Source organism: Huaxiibacter chinensis, assembly GCF_022171985.1.
In the GTDB taxonomy this organism is placed as follows: Bacteria; Pseudomonadota; Gammaproteobacteria; order Enterobacterales; family Enterobacteriaceae; genus Enterobacter; species Enterobacter chinensis_A.
In genome coordinates, this window is record NZ_JAJVHF010000022.1 from 1 (window position 1) to 23,949 (window position 23,949).

Below are 23,949 nucleotides of genomic sequence, written 5' to 3' on the forward strand. Positions count from 1 at the left end.
CGCTGAAAATGCCGGCCTTTGAATGGGTTCATGTGCAGCTCCATCAGCAAAAGGGGATGATAAGTTTATCACCACCGACTATTTGCAACAGTGCCGCCGCAGCCATTGTGGTTTTACCCACACCACCTTTGCCCATCAGCATAATCAAACCGTGTTCACTGCGGGCGATATCATCAACCAGGACAGACAACGACATATTCTCTGGCTTGTTCTGTGTGCTTTGTTCAGGAAGCGATGTTATCTCAGCGTGTTCGTTGAGCAGGCCTTTCAATGCGGACACACCAACCATGTTCAGCGGCTGAAGGTATAAGTTGTCTGTCGGCAAATCAGATAATCTGGCAGGAAGATTTGCCAGCGCCTCTTGCTCCCGTTGCCATATTGCAGCGGCCAGTGCATCACGTTCTGTTTCGCTCGCAGGCAGGACACCGTTAATGACTAAATACTGATTTTTAAGGCCAATAGCTGATAATTCGCCATGAGTACGAGCGACTTCCTGCAGTGTTGATTTTTGCAATCGCGCGACCAGCACAAGGCGAGTTCGTTCAGGATCGGATAATGCCTCAACCGCATGAGCATATTGCTCACGCTGCTTTTCCAGCCCCGCCATCGGCCCAAGACAGGAAGCACCATCTGGGTTACTTTCGATGAAGCTGCTCCAGGCTCCGGGAAGCTGAAGAAGGCGAATAGTGTGGCCCGTTGGGGCAGTATCAAAAATGATGTGATCGAAGCGGGTCAGCAGAGAAGCGTCGGTCAGTAAGCCAGTAAACTCGTCGAACGCAGCAATCTCTGTCGTACAAGCTCCTGAAAGCTGTTCACTGATGCTGTTAACAACGTCATCAGGCAAAAGACCTTTAATAGGGTCAACGATTCTGGCGCGGTATTGCTGGGCGGCATCCTGCGGGTCAATCTCCAGAGCCGAAAGACCAGACACAGCAGTCACGGGCTGGATAGTTTTCCCGATAGTCTGATCGAATACCTGACCAACGTTAGAAGCCGGATCGGTACTGACAAGCAGGACGCGCTTGCCCTGTTCTGCCAGGCGTATAGCTGTAGCGCAGGAAATTGAGGTTTTACCTACTCCTCCTTTGCCAGTGAAAAACAGGTAAGGCGGGATATTCTGTAAAAAATGCATATGTTCTCCTGACATACTCAACAACAGGAAGTGTTACCACCACAGCAGCTTGTCGGAGCCACGCCCACTTTCTCCAGCGGAATACCTAACCAGCGAGCCAGTTCAGCACGTTTGGGATAACGCCCTGCCATCACCGTTTCGCCATCCAGCAACAGCAGCGGAAGCCCTTCGGCTCCAGAAGCTTCAAGGAATGCTTTCGCTTTAGCGTTCTCAACGAAGCTCATCGGCTGTTGCGCCAGGTTGTAACGTTCGATCTGAACCCCACGCCCTTTCAGCCATTGCACATCAGCAGAAAAATCGACCAGAACCTGATCAACATCTGAACCACAAACGCCGGTACTGCAGCACATCGCCGGATCAAACACGGTTAACGTTTTCATCTTTGATACCTCACATTCGTAAAATCATATATGTTCAGGCAAATTTTTTAGATACAAACAGCCTTACCGCTTCCAGAGCAGTTGGCTGATGCCAGCTTACGGGCGATGGTCTGCACGTCGTCCTGTTGGCTTAACCAGGCCTGCTCAATCACCTGAGCGGCCCAGGAAGGAATATGTGGGGATAAGCGGTAGTGAACCCACTTGCCCTGTTTGCGATCCAGCAACAGTCCACATTCCCGAAGCATCGCCAGATGGCGGGAGATCTTGGGTTGTGACTGTTCCAGTGCCGTGCAGAGATCGCACACGCATAGCTCTCCCATCTCTCTGAGCAGCAGTACGATACCCAGACGGGTCTCATCAGATAGGATTTTGAAAAGTTGTAGGGATGAAATTTGTGTCATTATACTCTCCTGCTTTGAATGGCGAGTTTCGCGCTTCTGAGGCTAAAAGTCAAAAAACACATATGTTTTTTCGTATCTATATGGGAGGGCTATTTCATGTAAGGATAGAAAACATGCTCTGTGGAGTGGGGGACAAATAGTCGTTGTTGGCTTCACGGCTACATTGTAGTGAAGCATAAAAAAAACGCTCCCGGGCAGGAGCGTAAGCCAGTGAATTTGGCGTCAAATGAGGGTCTTACAAGTGGAGCTGCGGGTTAATTCTGGGTGATCTGACTGCGATGCTTTTCAGCCTGCTGCTGGTGAACAACGGAAGACTGACCATTATTCGCCTTCTCATGCACTACTGCGGCCTTCTCATGCTCGCTCATTTCAGAAAATGACTTTGCTGTTTCGTTGGTAGCCCCTGGTTTAGCATTCATCATTTTTTTATGCATTTCAGCCATGTCCTGGTGAGCGGCAGAATTACTGTTTTGCATCATTTCATGGGACATTGCTGCCTTATCGTGGTCATTCATATCCATCATTTTCATGCTCTCTCCCTCAACTGTGCTTTTAACAGTTGAAGACTGCATCTGATGGGCCGGTGCCTGGGCATTATTTACCTGGTCATGCATGTTCATTGTCTCTGAAGCCATGGCAGATGAAGCGACAGCCATCATGGCAATAAAGGATACAAGAATCTTTTTCATGGTTGGGTCTCCGGTGTTTTCATACCCGAACAATCAATGCTAAAGCATTTGATTACAGGGCTGGTTAATCATCACTCCAGGAACCGGGCGATTGGGTTATCACGCTGGTCCTGATTTATGACTGATTATAAAAAACCGCCTCTGTTTATCGCGTGACTGAATGATGACAATTTTGTCACCTTTCAGGTTTCTCCTGAATAACGGGATTAATCCATTAACAGGCGCACTTTGAACACAATTTCCCGCCCCTGCTGTTCTGCTGACAGCTCGCCGCCGTGAGCATGAATGATCGACCTTGTAATTGATAATCCCAGCCCCGCGCCTTCCGTGTTGTGGACCCTTGATGAGTCTGCGCGATAGAACCGGTCAAACAAACGTTCAAGATTAGCGGGAACCGGGCCAGACATCGTATTGGTAATCATCACGTTCACACAGTCACTGTCACGCTCAAGGCGTATCGCTGTACAGGTGTTATCGGGAGAATACTTGATAGCATTGGAGAGCAGGTTACTGAAAGCACGTCGCAGCATATCGCTGTCTCCGGCAACAACGCCCTCTCCTTCAACCGTGATTGTCTTTCCTGTTTCGTCTGCCAGGGGCTCGAATAACTCACGTAATTCATTCAGTTCGGCGGCCAGATCCACATCATGTTTCTCCAGCTGCAGCAGACCATGCTCTGAACGTGCCAGAAAAAGCATGTCACTGGTCATTCGTGACAACCTTTTCAGTTCTTCCAGGTTAGCGAATAAAATTTCGCGGTAATGCGAAACCTCCCTTTCCTTAGCCAGTGCAAACTGCGTCTGCATCATCAGATTACTGACCGGTGTGCGCAATTCATGCGCGATGTCAGACGAGAAATCTGACAGTTTCCGGAATGACCCCTCCAGGCGATCGAACATGTTATTGAACTCCTGCATGGTCTCAGAGATTTCCGGCGGAGCCAGATCGGGATTAAGACGCTGATCCAGGCTATGCACCGTCATGGAGGAAGCCAGGCTGGTCATTTCCCGTAACGGTTTCAGACCAATACGTGTGGTCAGCCAGCCCAGAAAAATTGAAATAAAGACCAGACCTATATTGAACCAGAACAGCCAGGTGCTGAGTTTGTCCATAAACAGGGTGTGATACCCTGTATCCGTGGCAACCGTAATGATGAAATGTTTGCTTTTACCCTGTTCCGGAGTCACTGCAACCCGACGTGAGATGCTGCGGTAAACAGTATTATTTTCTTCAGTCTGGATCATATAGTCGAGAATATCACCTGACTTATTTAACAGGATCTCAGGGACCGCAGAATTTTTAGCATACAGCTCCACGATTTTTTCATTTTCCATGTTTTTTATAGATATGAATAATCCACTGTGCCCTATCATCGCATCATTTATTTTTTCTGATAATGATTTAATATCAGTTTTATTTTGGAACGTTTCTGCTTTCAGAAACTCTTCAGTAAGCTGAAGTTTACCTGTCAGAAAATCCCGATCCTGATTATCGAAATAGCCATTAAGGGTGCTAATCAGTAAAAAACTTGATAACCACCATACAGTCAGCATAACTGCAGAAAAAATCAGACTCAGGCGCGTGGTCAGGGAAATTTTGAATCTCACTCTTCTCTGATCTCCAGAATATATCCGGCACCGCGCACGGTATGGATCAGTTTTGGCTCATAGTCATCGTCAATTTTGCTTCTGAGCCGTCTCACGGCAACATCTATCACATTCGTATCACTGTCAAAATTTATATTCCAGACCAGTGACGAGATAAGACTTCTGGGTAACACTTCTCCGGTGCGTTGCAGCAGCAGTTCAAGCAGAACGTATTCTTTGCCGGTGAGATGGATCTTTTTACCTGAGCGTGTCACTGTCCGCCGCACCATATCGACGGTCATGTCAGCTATGGTGCAAACCGTGGCAGTCTGTGAACGGGCCCGGCGCAATAAGGTTCTTACCCGTGCAACCAGCTCTGTAAAATCGAAGGGCTTGATAAGATAGTCATCTGCGCCAAGCTCCAGCCCTTTCACTTTGTCCCGTACGTTGTCCTTTGCGGTTAAAAACAGGACCGGTTCTTCGTGCCCGGACTCCCTCAGTGCGCTGATGATTTGCCACCCGTCGAGGAAAGGCAGCATCACGTCCAGTATTATCAAATCATACTGTCCTTTCGACGCGGCCCCGAGACCATCGCGGCCATTATCAAAGAGATCGGCCTGATAGCCCTCCTCAACCAGTCCCTGCTGCAGGTAACTACCTGTTTTATGTTCGTCTTCAACGATTAAAATACGCTGCATGGTTAACTCGATGATATGATGGTAAAAATATTACGGATCACTAGCTTGCCTGAGACGGAGCAAGCGTTCCTAGCCAAGATACAGCCCCCAGAATGGCGACCGCAACGAAGAATTCTGTCAGGATGCTGTTTCGCATCATGGCAACGCTGCGAACATAATTCCCTTCCCTGACCATAACTTCAAGGCGGGGGCCAAGGTGAAACCGGTTTGCTGCAGCCAGCAGAAGCATCAGAACAAACAGAGCCGTTTTAGCAAGCAATATGCCCCCCCAGGCACTGTTGAACAAGGGGGTTAAGTTACCTTCAGCAATATACAGATAGTTGACCAGCGCACTCAGGATCAGAGCCACAACAATCACCGTTCCTGCGGTTGCAAATTTTGCCAGAGAGTCAGATATCACACTGACGCTCTGTGCATTATGCGCGTTTCTGCGCATCAGCAGGATAGCAAATGCAACCAGAGCACCTGTCCAGGCACCTGCAGCGCCGAGATGAGTTAGATCGCCCAGTAAATGGAGGTAGTAATGCAGACCGTCATGCATGACGGCGTGTCCTCCCCAGGCAAGTGTAGCCAGCGCCACGCCCCCACTCATCGTCATTAGCAGGCAGGACAATACTCTCTTATTAGTGTAAAGGAACAAAGCACCGAGTGTGGTAAACAGGGCACAGAGCCTGACAATCCAGCTAATACCTACATCAGTTTCTTCTATAACCATCTCGATAATATGGATGGATAATTCTCTGAGATCAGTTACTCCGCTCATGGCATTAGATACCAGGAGCATATTAATGCCAGTAAGAATGATGCCTGCAACAACAGCAAAGGTTATAAACGACCTGAAATTAGTCAGGTTATACGCTTCATGTCTTACACCGCTTATTCCATATATCTGAAAAAATGGCAATCCAAATATTACCATCAAATCAAGATAAAGAAGAAAACGAATAACAATCATAATCAGTTCGTTCATGATATTACTTCACTGTGAAAGTGTAATTACCGGTAATCGGGTGCGTATCTGAAGAAACCGCGCGCCAGTCAACACGATAAGTGCCAGCGGGTAAAGGTTCTCGCGGAATAATGACCATCGATTTAGGGTCAGCGCCTGGTGCCACTTTTGCCGCGACTGGCATCGGAGAATGTGATGACATGCCTTTCATACCCGTCATCGTTAATTTTGCACCTGAGAATTTCACGGTCAGATTTTCCGTGAAATTTAGCTGAATCTTTTCCGGGGCCGCTACAGCTGAATCAGCCTGTGGAACCGAGCTTTTTAATTCCGGATGGGCCATAGCAGAAAAAGCGACGCCCAGAACCAGGCCACCTGTAAGAGTGGCTTTATGTAAAATCGACATATTATTTACCTGTTTAGTTGAGTGTTTTAAGTCAATGCATTAAAACCAGATTCTGGCTCCCGCCAGGAATACTACCTGATGGTCTTTCTCACCCTCTCTTTTCGCCATATCGGATGTTTTCCCGTAAAGCTGATTCCAGGAGACGCCTACATAGGGTGCAAACTCGCGGCGTATTTCATAGCGCAACCGGAGCCCCAGCTCTGTGTCAGCTAATCCCCTGCCGCGCCCCCGCGATTCATCATCCTGACTGTAGAAATTCACCTCATAGGATGGCTGGAGTATGAGCCGGTTAGTAAGTAAAACGTCGTATTCTCCTCCCAGACGCAGAGCGGCTTTTCCACCATTACTGACAAAACCCGTAATTTCAGACTCAAAATTATAGAGCGCAAGTCCCTGAAAACCGACAGCAGCCCAGGTCTGGGCTGACTCAGGTCTGAATTCCTGCCTGACACCCGCAACCAAATCCCACCATGGGCCAACCGCATGTCCCCAGAGTAACTGGGCTTCTGCCGTCTCTGTTTTTCCCCCGCTTCGTTCACCTTCGCTCTTTAGCCAAAGCCGGTCTGTGTCGCCTCCGATCCAGCTGTTAACGCTCCAGCTGAAATTGTTGCTGTTATCCGACCGTTGCCATTCAAGCTGATCCAGCAGAACCAGATAATTAATTGCACTGTCGTGAATTGCATGCCCCTGTAAATTGCCGAATGCAGCCTTTCGGTCGGCATTGGTAACTGGCGGAATTGGCGTTCTGCTCTCTGTCACAACGGGCTCCATGGACGTCATCTCAGTGAAGTTCTCATCCGCTGACATCTGCATAGCTGACATGTCGTGCCCGGCGTGGGGGTCTGCAGACACTGAGCCCGCTGCGATCGAAACTTGTGAGGTAAACAAACCGGCGAACAAAACCGGTATGGCCTTAAAATTTCTCTTCATTCGCATCATTCCTCCACCCGAACTTCACGAAACATTCCCATTTCCATGTGATAGAGCAAATGGCAGTGATATGCCCAGCGGCCAAGCGCATCTGCTGTCACTCTGTAACTGCGTTTGGTACCAGGAGGAACATCTATTGTATGTTTACGCACCATGAAATTACCGTTTTCATCTTCCAGATCGCTCCACATACCATGCAGGTGAATGGGGTGAGTCATCATGGTATCGTTGACCAGCGTGATTCTGAGTCGCTCACCGTATTTCAGCAGCACAGGTGCGGCATCGGAAAACTTAATGCCATTAAATGACCAGGCAAACTTTTCCATGTGCCCGGTTAAATGCAGTTCTATCGTTCGTCCGGGTTCACGTCCGTCAGGATCCTCAAAGCGGCTTTTCAAATCCGCGTACGTGAGAACCTTTCTTCCGTTATTTCGAAGACCAATACCCGGATCGTTTAATTTCGGAGAGACGCTCATCGCCTGCATATCAACCAGCGGGTTATCCGTTTCTGACGCAGGATGACTTTGCATTCCCGGCATTCCGGCCATCTGGGAATGATCCATACCGGCCATGTTGCTGTGGTCCACTGGCGCGGAGGATGTCCCGCTTTCCGGCAGGTCAGCGCCATCCATAGACATCATCTGTCCGCTGTTATCCATGCCTCCCATCTGGCTGTGATCCATTCCTGCCATATCATGTCCCATTCCTCCCATACCCATATCTTCCATGGTCAGAAGAGGACGAGGATCGAGAGCGGGAACGGCAGCACTTAACCCCTCTCTTGTGGCCAGAGTCCCGCGAGCGTAACCGGTTCTGTCCATGGATTGTGCGAAGATGGTATAGGCCTCACCCTGCGGCTCCACGATGACATCATAGGTTTCGGCAACTGCAATCCTGAATTCGTCAACGGTGACCGGATTGACATACTGACCATCTGCAGCCACAACCGACATTTTGAGCCCGGGAATGCGGATATCGAAATAGGTCATTGCCGAGCCGTTGATAAACCGTAAGCGTATTTTTTCACCCGGACGGAACAGTCCGGTCCAGTTTTTCAGCGGGGCCTGTCCGTTCATGAGATAGGTGTAGGTGTAACCGCTGACATCCGCGAGGTCAGTTGGATTCATTTTCATTTCAGCCCACATTTTCCGATCGGCAATGGTGGCTGACAGCCCCCTGGTATTCACATCACGGAAAAAAGAGCCAACGGTTGGTTTATTGAAATTGTAGTAATCCGACTGTTTTTTTAATTTTTTCAGCAGATGCTGAGGATTTTCATCGGTCCAGTCAGACAACATGATCACATGCTCACGATCGTAAGCAAAAGGTTCAGGCTCCTGGGCATCGATAATAATGGCACCGTATACCCCTTCCTGTTCCTGAAGACCGGAATGGCTGTGGTACCAGTAAGTCCCGTTCTGCTTAACCTTGAAGGTGTAGACGTAGGTGTCATCAGGCTCGATGCCCATAAAACTCAGTCCCGGTACACCATCCATATTGGCCGGAAGAATAATGCCGTGCCAGTGAATGGATGTCTGCTCATTGAGCCGGTTTTTGACCTTCAGGGTAATAGTTTCACCTTCTTTCCAGCGAAGGACGGGCCCCGGCAGGCCGCCATTGATGGTTTTGGCCTGGCGCTGACTGCCGGTGATATTGACGGTCGTTTCACCAATGGTCAGGTCAAACTGAGTACCCTCCAGGGATGCTGCAGGTGGCAGGCTCAGACTGGAACGTGCATTGAAGCTCCATACGCCAAGACTTCCGGCTACACCAGAGAGGGTCAACCCCTTCAGGAAAGTTCGTCGAGACGTTTTGAGTTGCATGGCGATCCCTTAATTAAAATATGGTTAATGGCAGAGATAGAGAACCGATTTGAATTAGATTCATTCTCCTGCAATGAAATGAAGCTAGCACACCTTACAAAACAAATTCATTACAATTGTGTAATGTAACTGGCTATATTACATTTATGTCATCTTTCCCACGTGTCTGTTATTTTTATATATGATTATGTGAGCCTCTTTTTATTTGTCAGGAAAGGTATTTTATTATGAAAACATTAATTGCTGTCACTGCGTTAACCTCTTTATTATCCGGGGCGGTTTTTGCCCAGTCCAGTAACATTGCGCACGACGCACATCGTTTCGTCAATAATGCCTCTGCAATTTCCCATGTGAACGCGGCTACGCATGAACAGAATACTGATGAAAAAAATAAAGATATAGCGACTCCGTTTTCTGAAATGAATGAACATGAAAGAGCTATTATTGCTCATTCATTTATGAATAATAGCGCTTCTTATCCACATCAAAAAATGATTGAGGAACATAAAAAAATGCTGAACGAAAGTGAAGCAAACACAAAAAACTTATCCTTTAGCGAACTGAATGCCGGTGAGAAAGCTGCACTTATACATGAGAGTGTCAATAATGCAGGTGCCGAAGCTCATCAAATACAGGCAAAAAAACTTCGAGAATTGTATGAAAGCGGCAAGCAGTAAGCGACTTCTGCTCCCCCCTGGGATGAGGTGACGATTTTACTGGCAGGTCACTATGCGGGGTTACGGCATAGTGACCTGCATAATTAACGCTACTCATCACTATCGGGCCTGTCATACAGTTCCCAGAGCTTCAGGAGCAAACGGGAAACAAGATATGTTACAAAAATGATGACCATCAACGGTGCTCCCGATTAACTGACAGATGACACGCCTCCAGAAAACCCCTAGCATACGCCGCAGTGTTCATGCTAACGGCGAATTCCAGTAAATGTATTCTACCGATGTCGTAAAAGAAAATGCCTACCTTTCAGCCACCCGCTCGGGCCTGGAATCGAACGAGATCGCTACCCTTCAGCGCTCTTTGCCTTCCCGGTTTAATCTTCGGCATTTGAAAAAAAATGAATCATTAAAACTCGTACTGCAAAAGAAAGCGGGAAAATCACGTGTCGTAGCCTATAAATTTACGTCCGGTTCATTTAATTACACGGCGTATCGTATATCAGACAAAAAGTTCTATAACCTTTCCGATACTTCCGGGAAAGGCAGTCTCGATTATCCGTTACCGACCACAGCAAGACTAAGTTCGCCTTTCAATCCTGCAAGACTTAACCCGGTATCGGGAAAAGTGAGTCCCCATAATGGCATTGATTATTCCATGCCCATGAACACGAAAATAGTTAGCGTCATCGACGGAAAAATCACCCGGGCCGAATACAACAGTACTATGGGATATTTTGTTGAAGTAACGGGAAAAGCCGGTGTTAAAACTCGCTATCTCCACCTCAATAAAATACTCGTTACTAAAGGGGCCAGGGTTACCCGGGGAGGCGCTATTGCGTTATCCGGTAACAGCGGACGTTCATCCGGTCCTCATCTACATTACGAGCTGGTCATCAATAACAATCCTGTTAACTCGCTGGCGTTCCGGGCAGCGGTACCCGCTGATAACAAACTCGAACAGCATGCCTTTGCGCATGCCAGAGACTACGAACGATACCTGGACTGATAACGGGACCGCGACGCGGCCCCGTCTGCCGGATTAATTTTTTTTATCGTTTTCACTTCCGTGATGTTGATGATCTCCATGCCCTCCGTGTCCGTGGAAAAGATGCATTAGCGGGCAGACCAGCAATAACAGATATGGCCAGTAACCTGCCACATGTGACCAGTGTTCGCGCAGGAGGGCAAATGCCGCGATCGCGGCGACTGCAATAAGCGCATAGGTGGTACTTTTCATACTGGACTCCTTCTGTTCGTAACTGGCTCTTCATTCAGGGTTATTTCCCGAGCCTGACCCTTTTCAGACGCAACGCATTTACAATGACGCTGACGGAGGAAAGAGCCATGGCCGCCGCCGCAATAACTGGCGACAGCAGTATTCCATATACCGGGTAAAGCAGACCAGCAGCCACGGGCACGCCAAGTGCGTTGTAGATAAATGCAAAAAACAGATTCTGCCGGATATTTGTCATGGTGATTTCTGACAGATGACGTGCTCTGTTCAGTATCATCAAATCGCCTTTGAGAAGGGTAACGCCGGCACTTTCTATTGCCACATCTGTACCCGTTCCCATGGCTATACCCACGTCAGCCGCCGCCAACGCCGGGGCATCATTCACACCGTCTCCGGCCATCGCAACCACATGACCAGACTCTTTCAGTCGGGTTATCACTGCTTTTTTGCCATCAGGCAGAATCCCGGCTTCAACCTCATCTATTCCCAGTTTCCGTGCGACTGCTTCAGCAGTAAGCTGGTTATCCCCGGTGAGCATAACAATGCGGATCCCCGCCTGACGTAACGCTTTTAGCGCATCCGGCGTAGTTGCTTTCACGGGATCCGAGATAGCTATCAGGCCTGCAAGGTGCCCGTCTGTAGCCACATAGATAACGGTAGCGCCTTCCATCCGCAACGTATCTGCAACGGCCTTTTGATTATCAATAACGATCCTGTTTTCCTGCATAACCAGCTCATTACCGATAACAACCCGTTGACCTTCAACATCGCCTGAGACACCTTTACCCGACGGGGCATTGAAATTAGTGACTGCGGGTATCGCGATCCCCTTTTCCTGTGCTGCTTTAACTACTGCCATACCCAGCGGATGCTGCGAGCCTTTTTCCACTGCGGCCGTTACACGTAAAAGAGATGTTTCACCACCCGGACTGAGACTGATAATCCCTGTCACCGTCGGCGCACCTTCCGTGAGCGTGCCTGTTTTATCGACAACCAGCGTGTCCACTTTTTCAAGGCGCTCCAGCGCTTCGGCATTCTTGATTAACACCCCGGCCTGGGCTCCTTTGCCTACCCCCACCATTATCGACATCGGCGTGGCCAGCCCAAGCGCACAGGGACAGGCAATAATCAGGACCGATACAGCAGCAATCAGACCGTGCGCTACCTTGGGCTCGGGCCCCCAGACAGACCAGATCACGAAAGCAACAACCGCGATAAGTATCACCAGAGGAACAAACCAGCCTGAGACGCTGTCAGCCATTCTCTGGATGGGGGCACGCGAACGCTGTGCATCAGCGACCATCTGAACAATTCGTGAGAGCATCGTTTCATCACCGACTTTCTCTGCACGGATGATAAGACTACCTGTCTGATTAATGGTCCCGCCGATGACAGGGTCACCCTCCGTTTTGGTAACCGGCATTGACTCCCCGGTTACCATCGATTCATCAATGGCCGTTTTGCCTTTGATCACGATACCGTCGACCGGAACACTCTCTCCAGGCCTGATGCGGAGCTTATCGCCAGGCAGGACATCTTCAGCATTAATGTCCGTTTCATGACCATCATCATCCAGTCGTCTGGCGGTTTTGGGAGCAAGGTTCAGAAGTGCGGTAATGGCGCCCGACGTTTGTTCCCTTGCGCGTAATTCAAGGACCTGTCCCAGCAGAACAAGCACCGTGATAACAGCGGCGGCTTCAAAATAAACGGCCACCAGGCCATCCATGTTTCTGAACGATGCAGGAAACCAGGAAGGGAAGACGGTTGCAATGACGCTGTACACCCAGGCTACACCGGTCCCCATTGCAACGAGAGTAAACATATTCAGGGAGCGGTTACGCAACGACATTCCGGCCCGGGCGAAGAATGGCCAGCCACACCACAACACGACAGGAGAGGCCAGAAGTAACTGCAGCCACGTGTTGTACTGTGGCGGTACTGTATTCCTCAAAGCGGGAAACAGATGAGAACCCATTTCGAGTATCAGAACCGGAAACGCCAGCAACAACCCCAGCCAGAAGCGTCTTGTCATGTCGCGAAGTTCATCACTCGTCCCCGTGGATGCCGTAGCTACGAGCGGCTCCAGTGCCATTCCACAGACAGGACAGCTTCCGGGACCACTACGGCGTATCTCCGGATGCATCGGACATGTCCACACACCTTCAGAAATCTCTTTCTCCGCCTGGCGGTGAGACTGTTTTATCTTATCAGGGCTGACTTCATGGTGGTCGTGGTGATGGTGATGTTCACTGGCATCTTCGGTAAAATAATGATCGGGATGGGCTTTAAATTTGCTCTCACAGCTGGCGGAGCAGAAATAAAGCTGATGGTCCTGGTATCGAATGCTGCTGTGCGCCTTGTCAGGCAGGATGACCATCCCGCACACGGGATCTCTCACCTTATGCAATGCGTGACTCTCGTCCGGGGATGATGTCTGCTCAGAAGCAGTCTGGTTGTTATGTTCCACTGCATTGTCATTTTTCACAGTAACTCTCCTTATGCATATCTGAAGCATTTTCTGTCTTCAGGATATGTCATGGATGCGATTACCACGAATGCCGCCGGCATAAGAGTGCCTGCTGCCGGCGTCCCGTTATCAGCCGTTCCGCTGACTATTCGATTCGCTGGAAGACTTTTTTACTGCCCTCCGGTGAGAATGCGATAACATCGTAAGCCTCTTTTCGGGCCCCCATCTCCATTCCCGGACTTCCTGCTGGCATACCGGGGGTGGCGAGACCGTATATACCCGAACCAGACTGCATGGCCTTATGTATCGTTGCCGCAGGCACATGGCCTTCAATGATCAAATTACCTACAACCGCGGTATGACAACTTCGTAGTCCAGCAGGAACAGCATGCTTTTCTTTCAGGGCTGACAGCGCCTGATCATTCATGACGTGAGTTCGCACTTCGAACCCGTCTTTTTCCATCGCTTTGCCCCACAGGGAACAACAGCCACAGTTTTCAGATTTGTACATATCAATGACTTTTTCACTCGCCATTGCAGGCAGTGACAGGCCGAGAGCCAGGGCCATTAGAACCACTTTTTTCATACTCACCTCTGTATATTATCGATATAAACCCTGACGTCAGGGTGAATCAGTGCAGAAGGACGCCCACTGGGGGCGCCCTTTCAGGGTTATGACACGCTTTTTTTATGTCTGCGCAGCCAGATTAATTTGTAGGCGGCAGGAATAATGAACAGGGACAGCAGCGGAGCCGTGATCATCCCACCAATCATTGGCGCAGCAATACGGCTCATGACTTCTGAACCTGCGCCGGTTCCCCAGAGTATTGGCAGCAGACCCGCAATGATCACCGCCACGGTCATGGCTTTCGGCCGGACACGCAGTACGGCACCATGATAGAGGGCTTCATCAAGACCTTCCGGTGTGAACGTCTCTTTACGGGACAATTCCGGGTGCGCTTCAATGGCATGACGCAGATACATCAGCATGACCACGCCAAACTCTGCTGCCACCCCGGCCAGGGCGATAAACCCGGTTCCGGTCGCCACTGACATATGGAAGCCCTGCCAGTACAGGAACCATATTCCGCCAACCAGGGCGAACGGCAGGCTCATCAGGATCAGCAGGGCTTCGTCAACCCGGCGGAATGCCAGATACAACAGGATGAAAATGATCATCACCGTCATCGGCACCATCAGCTTCAGTTTCTTGTTGGCATGCTCAAGCAGTTCAAACTGTCCGGAGAATGCCACACTGGTTCCCGGTCTCAGTTTCACTTTCTCGCTGATGGCCGTCTTAATGTCGTTAACCACCGACACCATGTCCCTGCCGCGGGCATCAACATAAATCCAGCTGGCTGGCCGGGCATTTTCGGTTTTCAGCATGGTTGGTCCAGAAACGACGTTAATATCCGCGACATCGCCCAGCGTGATCTGCTGCTTCATCGGGGTCAGGATCGGCATCTGTTTCAGCGCCTGCGGACTGTTCCGGTAATCCTGCGGGTAGCGAATGTTAATAGGGTACCGGGCCACCCCTTCAACCGTCTCACCCACCATAGCACCTCCGATTGCTGAAGAGACGAACAGCTGGACATCACCTACCGTCATCCCGTAGCGGGAGGCTTTCTCCCGGTTGATATCGATATCGATGTAGCGCCCGCCCTCAAGTCGCTCAGCCAGGACAGACACCACGCCAGGCACGGTTTTGGCTACCGCCTCGATACTCTGCGCCGTCGCGTCGATATCGGACAGAACAGTCCCGGACACTTTGATACCTATCGGGCTTTTGATCCCGGTTGAGAGCATATCAATACGGTTACGGATAGGCGGCACCCAGAGGTTTGCCAGACCCGGTAAACGGACTGTCCTGTCGAGTTCATCAATAATCTTGTCAATTGTCATGCCGGGACGCCACTGATCCTCAGGTTTGAGCTGGATCGTGGTTTCCACCATTTCGAGCGGCGCGGAATCCGTTGCGGTCTCTGCTTTACCGGTCTTGCCAAATACAGAAGCCACTTCAGGAACGCTTTTGATTAACTTGTCTGTTGTCTGCAGGAGCGCTGCAGCTTCTGCCGGAGAGACGCCAGGCAAGGTCGACGGCATATACAGCAGATCGCCCTCGTTAATCTTCGGCAGAAATTCACCGCCCACCTGACTCAGTGGCCAGATAACCGTGAAAATGGACAAGGCCGCAACCAGCAGGGTTGTTTTTGGCCAGTGGAGGACCCGCAGCAGCAAAGGATGATACGCTTTGATCAGCACCCGGTTCAGGGGGTTACTTGTCTCGGCAGGAATTTTCCCCCGGATCCAGAATCCCATCAGAATAGGAATGACGATGATGGCCAGTGCGGCCGCTCCCGCCATGGAGTACGTTTTCGTGAATGCCAGCGGGCCAAACAGACGACCTTCCTGCCCTTCCAGGGTAAAGATAGGAATAAAGGACAGGGTGATGATCAGCAGGCTAATGAACAACGCGGGTCCCACTTCCACGGAGGCGTCGGTAATCACCTTCCAGCGGGTGGCGTTGTCAATCTGCTCACCCGGATGCTGATGATCCCACTCCTCAAGCCGTTTGTGCGCATTTTCAATCATCACAATGGCGGCATCCACCATCGCACCGACGGCAATCGCTATCCCTCCCAGCGACATGATATTGGCGTTCAGTCCCTGGAAGTGCATGACGATAAAGGCGATACACAGGCCAAGCGGCAGAGAGATAATCGCCACCAGGGCAGAACGTACGTGCCACAGGAACAGAGCACAGACGATGGCCACCACGATAAACTCTTCCAGAAGTTTGGAACTGAGGTTATCAATCGCCCGGTCGATGAGCTGGCTGCGATCGTAGGTGGTCACGATTTCAACGCCTTCCGGCAGGCTGGCCTTCAGCGTCTCCAGTTTATCCCTCACTGCCGTGATAACGTCGCGCGCATTTTTACCCGACCGCAGGATCACCACGCCGCCAGCGACTTCTCCCTGGCCGTTCAGCTCGGCAATACCACGCCTCATTTCGGGCCCGGTCTGCACGCGGGCAACATCCCGCAGATAAACCGGCACGCCGTTCTCACCTGTTTTCAGGACGATGTTATTAAAATCATCAATGCTCTGAAGATAACCGCTGGCACGGACCATATACTCCGCTTCGGCCATTTCAACGGATGAGCCACCGGCCTCCTGGTTAGACGATTCAAGTGCCTGTTTCACTTCGGGCAGGCTGATACCGTACTGGGACAGTTTTACCGGATTGACCTGAATCTGGTACTGTTTCACCACGCCGCCAACCGAAGCGACCTCAGCCACGTTCGGGATGGTTTTCAGCTCAAATTTCAGGAACCAGTCCTGCAGAGAGCGCAGTTCTGAAAGGTCGTGTTTTCCGTTGCGATCGACAAGGGCATATTCAAAAATCCAGCCCACACCCGTGGCATCAGGACCGATTTCAGAACTCACACCGGCAGGCAGTTTTCCCTGAACCTGATTCAGATATTCCAGCACGCGGGAACGGGCCCAGTACAGATCGGTGCCGTCTTCAAAAATGACATACACATACGAATCCCCGAACTGTGAAAAACCACGCACGGTTTTTGCGCCAGGTACGGACAGCATGGTGGTGGTAAGTGGATAGGTGACCTGGTTTTCTACAATCTGCGGGGCCTGGCCGGGATAGCTGGTTTTGATAATGACCTGCACATCTGACAGGTCAGGCAAGGCATCGACCGGCGTGTTAATAATCGTCCATGTACCCCAGATGCTGAGAAACAGGGCCCCCATCATGACCAGGAAACGGTTGGCGACAGAGCGCCGGATAATCCATTCAATCATCGTCGTCTCCTCAGTGCCCTGAATGCATATTTACAGGCTGGTCAGACATTGCTGGCATACTGCTTTCTGTTTTTTCAGGGTGGCGCATACGTTCCAGCGCGCCCGTAATATTGGCTTCGGAGTCAATGAGGAACAGGCCACTGACCACCACGGTATCGCCTTCATTCAGGCCGGAACCGATGCCGGACTGTTGCTGTGATTCATGCAGAACGTGGATCTGTTTCGGCACAAACTTGCCTTCATCATCAACAGTAATCACGCGCTGTTCTTTGCCGGTATCGATAACGGCCTGGCTTGGTATCAGCAGCATCTCCTGGCTCTTGGTATTCAGTTTCAGATAGGCATTCATGCCCGGCTTGAGAAACTCATCCTTATTAGAAACCTGGAGACGGACCTGAAGCGTACGGGTTGTCTGATCCACGCTGGGAAGAATGTTCCATTTTTCGACATGGAATGTTTTATCCGGATAAGCCGGTACCGAAATTTCAAACTGCGACGTATCTTTCAGCAGATATGCGATAGATTCTGGCACTGCAGCGCTGATCCAGACCGGGTCCATTCCCTGAATCTGAGCCACCACCTTATCTTTCGAAATATTCATGCCGGTGCGCAGGTCAAATGCAGTAATGACACCATCAATAGGTGCTTTAATGGTAAAACGGGTCTGAATGCTCCGGGTAGAACGCAGTCTCTGAATATCCTCTTCCGGCATACCTGCCAGGCGAAGCCGTTCCAGAACGCCTTTAATTTGCGTGGAAGTACCACCGGTGCTGGATAACAGAAGGAATTCGCTCTGTGCTTCCACCCAGTCCGGAATGGTAATATCGATAAGTGGCGTCCCCTTCTTCACATGATCGCCAATCGTCATGGGGTAGACTTTTTCGACAAACCCGTCAGAACGCGCCTGCACAATAACAAACTGATACTCGTTATAGCTGACATTAGCCGGGATTGTCTGAGAATAATTCAGCATTCCTCGCGTGACTTTTTGCGTTTTTAATCCCAGATTCTGAACCTGGGTTGGGTCGATACGGATCCCGCCACTGCTTTTATCGCCACTGTCATCAGCATATTTTGGCACCAGGTCCATATCCATAAAGGGCGATTTTCCGGGTTTATCAAATTTGGTATCCGGTTTCATAGGGTCATACCAGAAAAGTACCTTTTTCTCCGGTGCCTTTTGTTCTGCTGGTACTGTTTTTTGTGATGAGTTTACATACTGCCAGGCAGTAACCGATATCAGCCCCCCTGCTATGAGGCTGCTGATAATTATTGCAGCATATTTTATCTTTAAAGAAGCCATACAATTTCTCGCTGAAAAATCAAAAAACCTGGCATATGCGCACGATCATTCATTCACAGTAATCCCATAATGAATGTTCAGGCGCACTGGATGTATTCGCTCCGGACTGTTAATCAGGACTGCGTAACGTTAATGCTTTTGAGTAAGGAGATATTGCCCTGCTGAATAAACGAGAAATCGACATGGTTGCCGGTTTTCAGGGCATTGATAGCGTCGTCTGCATTAACAAAAGTGAAGCGCATGGTCATTGCAGGCCAGCCCACCGCCGGGATTGCTTCGTGCGAAATGGTGATTTTTTTACTATTCATATCAATGTCTTTAACGATACCGGTGCCCTTGATAACCTGCTGTACCGAAGCATCACTGGCAGCATTCATATCGCCATGCTGATGTGTTTCAGCATGAAGACCGGCAGAAAACATGACAGAGAAGGCACCAAATAAAACGGCTTTAAGTGAATTACGCATTTTAATTTCCTGATTAATTGAATAAATTTACTCTACCCAACCGCCACCCAGCGCGGTAAACAGATTAATTTCGTTAACCTGTCGGGAATAGGTAAGATCGAGAATGGTTTGCTGCGTCGCGAAGAGGGAACGTTCTGCATCCAGCACTTCGATGTAACTGACAGCACCACTTGCATACAATCCTCTGGCACGCTGTAGAGTTATCTGAAGTGAATCAAGATAACGCTGCTGTGACTCAAGTTGCTGGCTAAGGCTGTCGCGCAGCGCAAGCGTGTCGGAAACATCCTTAAAGGCTGACTGAATTTTTTGTTCGTAATTAACCACGGACTGTTGCTGGCGAATTTCAGCCAGCTTCAGATTGGCTTTGTTCCTGCCAGCATTAAATATAGGAATTTCAATTTTAGGAATAAAATTCCACATTCCACTTCCTGACGTAAAGAGGCTGGACAGCTCCGTACTGCTTGAGGAGAGACCACTGGTCAGGGTAATGGACGGGAAAAAAGCCGCTCGCGCTGCGCCAATATTGGCATCAGCCGCTTTCAACTGGTATTCCGCTTCCATAATATCCGGACGCTGCAGCAATATTTGTGACGACAGATTTGGTGGCAATTTTACTGGTGCGATCTCCCCACCTTTAATCCCTTTTTCTGACGGAACTGCGCGGTACGTTCCCAGCACCAGTTGCAGGGCATTGTTTGCCTGAGCCAGATCGCCTTCTCGTTTGGCTATTTCGGCGCGGGTACTTTCGATTTGCCCCCTGGCTTGTTCAAGCGCCAGAACGTTCGTACTCCCGGTCACCAGTTGTTGCTCAACGAATGCATAAGACTGTTCATAATTTTTCAGCGTTTCCCGCGCAATACGGAGTTGTTCGTACGCCAGTTGCTGGCTGAAATAGCTCTGTGAAACGTTGGAGACCAGCAGGATGTGTACGGCACGACGGGCTTCTTCGCTGGCAAAGTAGTTCTGGCGATCAGCCTCACTCATGTTCTTAAGTTTGCCAAAAAAATCGAGCTCATAGCTGAGCTCCAGACCCGCGTCGTACTCCTGTGTGGTCGGCTTGTCACCTTTCAGACCACCGTTGTATGTGATCCCGGATGAGGCATTCAGTTGGGGATAACGATCTGCATCCGTGACGTTGAACTGGGCCCGGGCCTCTTCAACCTTCAGGGCAGCCATTCTCAAATCACGGTTATTATTCAGGGCTTCACCGATCAGCCTGCTGACCTGGGGATCGACAAAAAAGTTTCGCCAGCCCGTATCCTGATAGCTGTTTACCGCAGGCGTCAGACTGTTTTTAGACAATGAAAACTGCTGGGGAACCGGAGCTGGCGGACGCTGATATTCAGGTGCCAGAGAAACACAACCAGCCAGGATGAATATGGTACTGATGCTGAGTAATTTTAATTTGAACATAACGCTTCTCGTACAGGCAGACCTGGTAAATGGTTCAAACGAAGTCCAGAGTATTACCAGGGTTACTTTACAGAATGCACTCTGTTTGTCGGGTGACAGAATAATGACAATGTTGTCATTTTTACGGTAATTCGTTGATTACGATCGTGTGCGCAATAGAATGACATTAGCAGCCAGACGGGGAGCAAGATGAAAATATTGATCGTCGAAGACGAAATTAAAACAGGTGAATATCTCAGCAAAGGGTTTACAGAGGCAGGGTTCGTAGTGGATCACGCTGATAATGGTCTTACCGGATATCATCTCGCCATGACAGCCGAGTATGATTTAGTCATTCTGGATATCATGCTACCTGATGTGAACGGCTGGGATATCATCCGCATGCTGCGCACTGCCGGAAAGGGTATGCCGGTCTTACTGCTGACAGCCCTCGGCACGATCGAACACAGGGTCAAAGGACTGGAACTGGGTGCGGACGATTATCTGGTTAAACCCTTTGCGTTTGCCGAACTGCTCGCCCGGGTGAGAACCCTTCTGAGGCGGGGAAACACGATGATCACGGAAAGCCAGTTTAAGGTGGCTGACCTCTCGATTGATCTCGTATCCAGAAAAGTCAGTCGCGCCGGAAACCGCATTGTGCTCACCAGTAAAGAGTTCAGCCTGCTGGAATTCTTCATTCGCCATCAGGGAGAGGTTCTTCCCCGCTCCCTGATTGCCTCTCAGGTCTGGGACATGAATTTTGACAGCGACACTAATGCGATCGATGTCGCCGTAAAGCGACTCCGCGCTAAAATAGACAACGATTACGAGACAAAGCTGATCCAGACAGTCCGGGGCGTGGGCTACATGCTGGAGGTCCCGGATGCATAGCAAACCTTCCAGACGCCCTTTCTCACTCGCTCTGCGGCTGACCTTTTTTATCAGCCTGTCCACGATACTGGCTTTTATCGCCTTCACCTGGTTTATGCTGCATTCTGTTGAAAATCATTTTGCCGAGCAGGATGTCAGCGATCTTCAACAAATCAGCACCACACTGAACCGTATACTGCAGTCCCCGGTGGATCCGGATGATAAAAAAATAAGCAAAATAAAGGAATCAATTGCCAGCTACCGCAACGTTGCCCTTTTGCTCCTCAATCCCAGGGGTGAAGTGCTCTTTAGCTCAGCTCAGGGGGCGGCACTACGCCCGGCAGTGAATTCAGCAGATTTTAGCGAGCACAGCCGCGCACGGGATGTCTTTCTCTGGACGGTGGAGGATCCTGCGGGACCGATGGATACCGGGTCCGAAATGAAGATGGAAACATACAGGATTATCGCCTCCTCTGGTCAGGCGATATTTCAGGGCAAACAGCAGAACTATGTCATGCTGACTGGCCTATCCATTAATTTCCATCTCCATTACCTCGATGCGCTGAAAAAGAACCTGATTGCGATTGCCGTCGTGATAAGCCTGTTGATTGTTCTGATCATTCGAATCGCTGTCCGTCAGGGGCACCTGCCCCTTCGTAATGTCAGCAATGCCATTAAAAACATCACCTCCGAGAATCTTGATGCGCGACTGGAACCGACACGCGTTCCCATTGAGCTGGAGCAACTGGTTATCTCGTTCAATCATATGATTGGAAAGATTGAGGATGTCTTTACCCGCCAGGCCAATTTCTCTGCCGATATCGCGCATGAGATCAGAACGCCCATCACCAATCTGGTGACGCAGACTGAAATCGCACTGAGTCAGGATCGAACACAGAGGGAACTTGAGGATGTCCTCTATTCCAGTCTTGAAGAGTATAACCGGATGACCAAAATGGTCAGCGATATGCTGTTCCTGGCACAGGCAGATAATAATCAGCTGATACCTGACAGGGTCATGTTTGACCTCAGAGCGGAAGTCATGAAAGTCTTCGAGTTTTTCGAAGCCTGGGCCGAAGAACGCAATATCACGCTCAAATTTAACGGGATGCCCTGCCTGGTTGAGGGAGATCCACAAATGTTCAGAAGGGCGATCAATAATCTGTTATCCAATGCCCTGCGTTATACCCCGGAGGGACAGGCCATCACCGTCTCAATAAGAGAGCAGGAGAGCTTTTTTGACCTTGTGATTGAAAATCCGGGGAAACCAATCCCTGAAGAGCATTTATCAAGGCTGTTTGACCGTTTTTATCGGGTAGATCCGTCCAGACAACGAAAAGGAGAAGGCAGCGGCATCGGCCTTGCGATTGTGAAGTCCATCGTGGAAGCACATCACGGAAGAGTGCAGGTGGAATCGGACGTACGTTCAACTCGTTTTATCCTATCCGTGCCCAGACTGGAGAAAATGATTCCGGAAACCCAGTACTGAGAATAAAGATTTAAATGACAAAGATGTCATTAGCCTGTCATGCAGCAAACAGAAGCCATTCGATATAATTAGTGCAACTTATCAGGAAGGCATTATTACTTCATCCATACACGGCATCAGCACAAGCCAGGAGTTGTATTAAAGCCTCATCCTGGCGGAATAAGGTCTGTAGAGTTGTCAGTTGTACTACTGAGGACACAGATCGAAATTCACGGACATCACTAATTCAGAAATGGAGAGTTACCATGAAAAATATCGTCTTAGCATCAGTGTTAGGTTTGAGCTTAATTTCTACGGCCTGGGCCACTGAAACTGTAAATATCCATGAGCGTGTCAATAATGCTCAGGCTCCGGCCCATCAGATGCAGTCTTCTTCAACTCCAGCCGCCATCCAGGGGGCAGCTCCACGGATGGCCGGTATGGATCAGCATGAACAGGCTATTATTGTTCATGAAACCATGAACAATGGTTCAGCAGATGCACATAAAAAAATGGCGGAAAGTCATCAGAAGATGATGGGAACTGGCACCGTTAACGCTTCCCGTCCGGCGACTTCGTTTGCGGCGATGAATGAACATGAAAGAGCAGCTGTTGCCCATGAATTTACGAATAACGGTCAGTCCGGCCCCCATCAGGCTATGGCTGATGCACACCGCCGCATGATCAATGCGGGCTGATGACAACTGAAGTTTCCGTGCGGTTACCCTTTCCTTGATAGATTGTCCCTTATACGGATATGTTGTTATTTTTTGCCCCCTTCAGGGGGCTTTTTTGTCTGACTCAGCTAAACTTATCCGGTAACCATCTGAAAGGGTTTATTATATGAAAATCACAAATTCGCTTTTTGTTATACTGATGTTATCCCTGCCAGCGATTTCCGCAGAACATTCAGAAATGAAAATGTCAGATATATCCTCATCGGCATCGTCATCGTCATCGTCATCGTCATCGTCACAGGAATATATGTCCGGCATGAAAGGTATGCATGACAAAATGATGGCCGCTGTAAAAGAGTCCGATCCCGACAAGGCTTTTGCGGTGATGCTGCCAACTTACTGATTTAGGGAAGGTGCGAACAAGTTCCTGATATGAGATCATCATATTCATCCGGAGCGCATCCCAGAGGGACATCATGAGCCATCAACTCACCTTCGCCGATAGTGAATTCAGCACTAAGCGCCGTCAGACCCGAAAAGAGATTTTCCTCTCCCGCATGGAGCAGATTCTGCCATGGCAG

21 protein-coding genes and 3 pseudogenes are annotated in these 23,949 nt (G+C 49.7%); 7 read left to right on the plus strand and 17 right to left on the minus strand.

The window, feature by feature from the left end; all coding sequences use genetic code 11:
• Positions 1–79 precede the first annotated feature (79 nt).
• The 10 genes and pseudogenes from LZP96_RS22850 to pcoA all read right to left on the minus strand — a co-directional run.
• Positions 80–1,132: pseudogene (locus LZP96_RS22850) on the minus strand (TRC40/GET3/ArsA family transport-energizing ATPase); the annotation flags it as partial.
• Between the two features lie 17 nt (positions 1,133–1,149).
• A complete protein-coding gene (arsD, locus tag LZP96_RS22855; protein WP_008786785.1) occupies positions 1,150–1,512 on the minus strand; it encodes an arsenite efflux transporter metallochaperone ArsD in 363 nt (120 codons plus the stop codon).
• A gap of 47 nt (positions 1,513–1,559) precedes the next feature.
• Positions 1,560–1,913: an As(III)-sensing metalloregulatory transcriptional repressor ArsR gene (gene arsR / locus LZP96_RS22860; RefSeq protein ID WP_008786784.1), complete on the minus strand. Its 354-nt coding sequence runs from the start codon at positions 1,911–1,913 to the stop codon at positions 1,560–1,562.
• A gap of 254 nt (positions 1,914–2,167) precedes the next feature.
• On the minus strand, positions 2,168–2,602 hold the full coding sequence (locus LZP96_RS22865) for a PcoE/SilE family metal-binding protein (protein ID WP_008786783.1): 435 nt from the start codon (positions 2,600–2,602) through the stop codon (positions 2,168–2,170).
• Between the two features lie 206 nt (positions 2,603–2,808).
• On the minus strand, positions 2,809–4,209 hold the full coding sequence (gene pcoS, locus LZP96_RS22870) for a copper resistance membrane spanning protein PcoS (RefSeq protein ID WP_008786782.1): 1,401 nt from the start codon (positions 4,207–4,209) through the stop codon (positions 2,809–2,811).
• A complete protein-coding gene (gene pcoR / locus LZP96_RS22875) occupies positions 4,206–4,886 on the minus strand; it encodes a copper response regulator transcription factor PcoR (protein WP_008786781.1) in 681 nt (226 codons plus the stop codon). Before pcoR ends, pcoS begins: the two co-directional genes overlap by 4 nt.
• A gap of 40 nt (positions 4,887–4,926) precedes the next feature.
• On the minus strand, positions 4,927–5,805 hold the full coding sequence (gene pcoD / locus LZP96_RS22880; protein ID WP_230586310.1) for a copper resistance inner membrane protein PcoD: 879 nt from the start codon (positions 5,803–5,805) through the stop codon (positions 4,927–4,929).
• 55 nt (positions 5,806–5,860) lie between these two features.
• Positions 5,861–6,241 (minus strand): copper resistance system metallochaperone PcoC, encoded by a 381-nt coding sequence (pcoC, locus tag LZP96_RS22885; protein WP_032951225.1) that lies wholly within the window; start codon positions 6,239–6,241, stop codon positions 5,861–5,863.
• A 39-nt stretch (positions 6,242–6,280) separates the two neighbouring features.
• On the minus strand, positions 6,281–7,171 hold the full coding sequence (pcoB, locus tag LZP96_RS22890; protein ID WP_074147394.1) for a copper resistance outer membrane transporter PcoB: 891 nt from the start codon (positions 7,169–7,171) through the stop codon (positions 6,281–6,283).
• Between the two features lie 5 nt (positions 7,172–7,176).
• Complete coding sequence (pcoA, locus tag LZP96_RS22895) at positions 7,177–8,994, minus strand: multicopper oxidase PcoA (RefSeq protein WP_008786777.1); 1,818 nt, start codon at positions 8,992–8,994, stop codon at positions 7,177–7,179.
• 227 nt (positions 8,995–9,221) lie between these two features.
• On the opposite strand from pcoA, the gene LZP96_RS22900 reads away from it, so the two are divergent.
• Positions 9,222–9,671 carry a PcoE/SilE family metal-binding protein gene (locus LZP96_RS22900; protein ID WP_008786776.1) on the plus strand — a complete coding sequence of 150 codons (450 nt, stop codon included), beginning with the start codon at positions 9,222–9,224 and terminating at the stop codon, positions 9,669–9,671.
• Positions 9,672–9,939: 268 nt separating this feature from the next.
• The gene (locus LZP96_RS22905; RefSeq protein ID WP_032951218.1) at positions 9,940–10,677 is read left to right on the plus strand and encodes a peptidoglycan DD-metalloendopeptidase family protein; all 738 of its coding nucleotides are present in this window, start codon (positions 9,940–9,942) and stop codon (positions 10,675–10,677) included.
• Between the two features lie 33 nt (positions 10,678–10,710).
• Here LZP96_RS22905 and LZP96_RS22910 read toward each other — a convergent pair whose 3' ends face one another.
• The 7 genes from LZP96_RS22910 to silC all read right to left on the minus strand — a co-directional run bounded on the left by LZP96_RS22910 (position 10,711) and on the right by silC (position 20,374).
• Positions 10,711–10,908 carry a DUF2933 domain-containing protein gene (locus tag LZP96_RS22910; RefSeq protein WP_000843494.1) on the minus strand — a complete coding sequence of 66 codons (198 nt, stop codon included), beginning with the start codon at positions 10,906–10,908 and terminating at the stop codon, positions 10,711–10,713.
• A gap of 40 nt (positions 10,909–10,948) precedes the next feature.
• Entirely contained in the window at positions 10,949–13,420 is a 2,472-nt protein-coding gene (silP, locus tag LZP96_RS22915; RefSeq protein ID WP_143188264.1) for an Ag(+)-translocating P-type ATPase SilP, read from the minus strand.
• A gap of 97 nt (positions 13,421–13,517) precedes the next feature.
• Complete coding sequence (locus LZP96_RS22920; RefSeq protein WP_002436620.1) at positions 13,518–13,958, minus strand: DUF411 domain-containing protein; 441 nt, start codon at positions 13,956–13,958, stop codon at positions 13,518–13,520.
• 86 nt (positions 13,959–14,044) lie between these two features.
• Positions 14,045–17,191, minus strand: a complete 3,147-nt coding sequence (gene silA, locus LZP96_RS22925; protein WP_000574021.1) for a Cu(+)/Ag(+) efflux RND transporter permease subunit SilA — start codon at positions 17,189–17,191, stop codon at positions 14,045–14,047.
• A 10-nt stretch (positions 17,192–17,201) separates the two neighbouring features.
• The gene (silB, locus tag LZP96_RS22930; protein WP_172751167.1) at positions 17,202–18,494 is read right to left on the minus strand and encodes a Cu(+)/Ag(+) efflux RND transporter periplasmic adaptor subunit SilB; all 1,293 of its coding nucleotides are present in this window, start codon (positions 18,492–18,494) and stop codon (positions 17,202–17,204) included.
• A gap of 113 nt (positions 18,495–18,607) precedes the next feature.
• Positions 18,608–18,961, minus strand: a complete 354-nt coding sequence (locus tag LZP96_RS22935; protein ID WP_001246152.1) for a Cu(+)/Ag(+) efflux RND transporter periplasmic metallochaperone SilF — start codon at positions 18,959–18,961, stop codon at positions 18,608–18,610.
• 27 nt (positions 18,962–18,988) lie between these two features.
• The gene (gene silC / locus LZP96_RS22940; protein ID WP_001507116.1) at positions 18,989–20,374 is read right to left on the minus strand and encodes a Cu(+)/Ag(+) efflux RND transporter outer membrane channel SilC; all 1,386 of its coding nucleotides are present in this window, start codon (positions 20,372–20,374) and stop codon (positions 18,989–18,991) included.
• Between the two features lie 189 nt (positions 20,375–20,563).
• On the opposite strand from silC, the gene silR reads away from it, so the two are divergent.
• The 5 genes and pseudogenes from silR to LZP96_RS22965 form a co-directional block, all read left to right on the plus strand.
• Positions 20,564–21,244, plus strand: coding sequence for a copper/silver response regulator transcription factor SilR (silR, locus tag LZP96_RS22945; protein ID WP_032951211.1), 681 nt, complete (start codon positions 20,564–20,566; stop codon positions 21,242–21,244).
• Positions 21,237–22,712, plus strand: a complete 1,476-nt coding sequence (gene silS / locus LZP96_RS22950; protein WP_007374412.1) for a copper/silver sensor histidine kinase SilS — start codon at positions 21,237–21,239, stop codon at positions 22,710–22,712. The genes silR and silS overlap by 8 nt, the downstream gene beginning before the upstream one ends.
• Before the next feature lie 245 nt (positions 22,713–22,957).
• Positions 22,958–23,389 carry a silver-binding protein SilE gene (gene silE, locus LZP96_RS22955; protein WP_007374411.1) on the plus strand — a complete coding sequence of 144 codons (432 nt, stop codon included), beginning with the start codon at positions 22,958–22,960 and terminating at the stop codon, positions 23,387–23,389.
• A 145-nt stretch (positions 23,390–23,534) separates the two neighbouring features.
• Positions 23,535–23,750: pseudogene (locus tag LZP96_RS22960) on the plus strand (CopM family metallochaperone); the annotation flags it as partial.
• A gap of 94 nt (positions 23,751–23,844) precedes the next feature.
• Positions 23,845–23,949 (plus strand): annotated as a pseudogene (locus LZP96_RS22965) (IS5/IS1182 family transposase); the annotation flags it as partial.

Coding starts and splice junctions, on each gene's coding strand:
- arsD (WP_008786785.1), bottom strand. CDS start 1,512: ATGAAAACGTTAACCGTGTTTGATCCGGCGATGTGCTGCAGTACCGGC.
- arsR (WP_008786784.1), bottom strand. CDS start 1,913: ATGACACAAATTTCATCCCTACAACTTTTCAAAATCCTATCTGATGAG.
- silB (WP_172751167.1), bottom strand. CDS start 18,494: ATGGCTTCTTTAAAGATAAAATATGCTGCAATAATTATCAGCAGCCTC.
- pcoR (WP_008786781.1), bottom strand. CDS start 4,886: ATGCAGCGTATTTTAATCGTTGAAGACGAACATAAAACAGGTAGTTAC.
- silA (WP_000574021.1), bottom strand. CDS start 17,191: ATGATTGAATGGATTATCCGGCGCTCTGTCGCCAACCGTTTCCTGGTC.
- silP (WP_143188264.1), bottom strand. CDS start 13,420: ATGCTTCAGATATGCATAAGGAGAGTTACTGTGAAAAATGACAATGCA.
- LZP96_RS22935 (WP_001246152.1), bottom strand. CDS start 18,961: ATGCGTAATTCACTTAAAGCCGTTTTATTTGGTGCCTTCTCTGTCATG.
- LZP96_RS22905 (WP_032951218.1), top strand. CDS start 9,940: ATGTATTCTACCGATGTCGTAAAAGAAAATGCCTACCTTTCAGCCACC.
- silE (WP_007374411.1), top strand. CDS start 22,958: ATGAAAAATATCGTCTTAGCATCAGTGTTAGGTTTGAGCTTAATTTCT.
- LZP96_RS22900 (WP_008786776.1), top strand. CDS start 9,222: ATGAAAACATTAATTGCTGTCACTGCGTTAACCTCTTTATTATCCGGG.
- pcoB (WP_074147394.1), bottom strand. CDS start 7,171: ATGAAGAGAAATTTTAAGGCCATACCGGTTTTGTTCGCCGGTTTGTTT.
- silS (WP_007374412.1), top strand. CDS start 21,237: ATGCATAGCAAACCTTCCAGACGCCCTTTCTCACTCGCTCTGCGGCTG.
- LZP96_RS22920 (WP_002436620.1), bottom strand. CDS start 13,958: ATGAAAAAAGTGGTTCTAATGGCCCTGGCTCTCGGCCTGTCACTGCCT.
- pcoD (WP_230586310.1), bottom strand. CDS start 5,805: ATGGTAATATTTGGATTGCCATTTTTTCAGATATATGGAATAAGCGGT.
- pcoA (WP_008786777.1), bottom strand. CDS start 8,994: ATGCAACTCAAAACGTCTCGACGAACTTTCCTGAAGGGGTTGACCCTC.
- LZP96_RS22910 (WP_000843494.1), bottom strand. CDS start 10,908: ATGAAAAGTACCACCTATGCGCTTATTGCAGTCGCCGCGATCGCGGCA.
- silC (WP_001507116.1), bottom strand. CDS start 20,374: ATGTTCAAATTAAAATTACTCAGCATCAGTACCATATTCATCCTGGCT.
- LZP96_RS22865 (WP_008786783.1), bottom strand. CDS start 2,602: ATGAAAAAGATTCTTGTATCCTTTATTGCCATGATGGCTGTCGCTTCA.
- silR (WP_032951211.1), top strand. CDS start 20,564: ATGAAAATATTGATCGTCGAAGACGAAATTAAAACAGGTGAATATCTC.
- pcoC (WP_032951225.1), bottom strand. CDS start 6,241: ATGTCGATTTTACATAAAGCCACTCTTACAGGTGGCCTGGTTCTGGGC.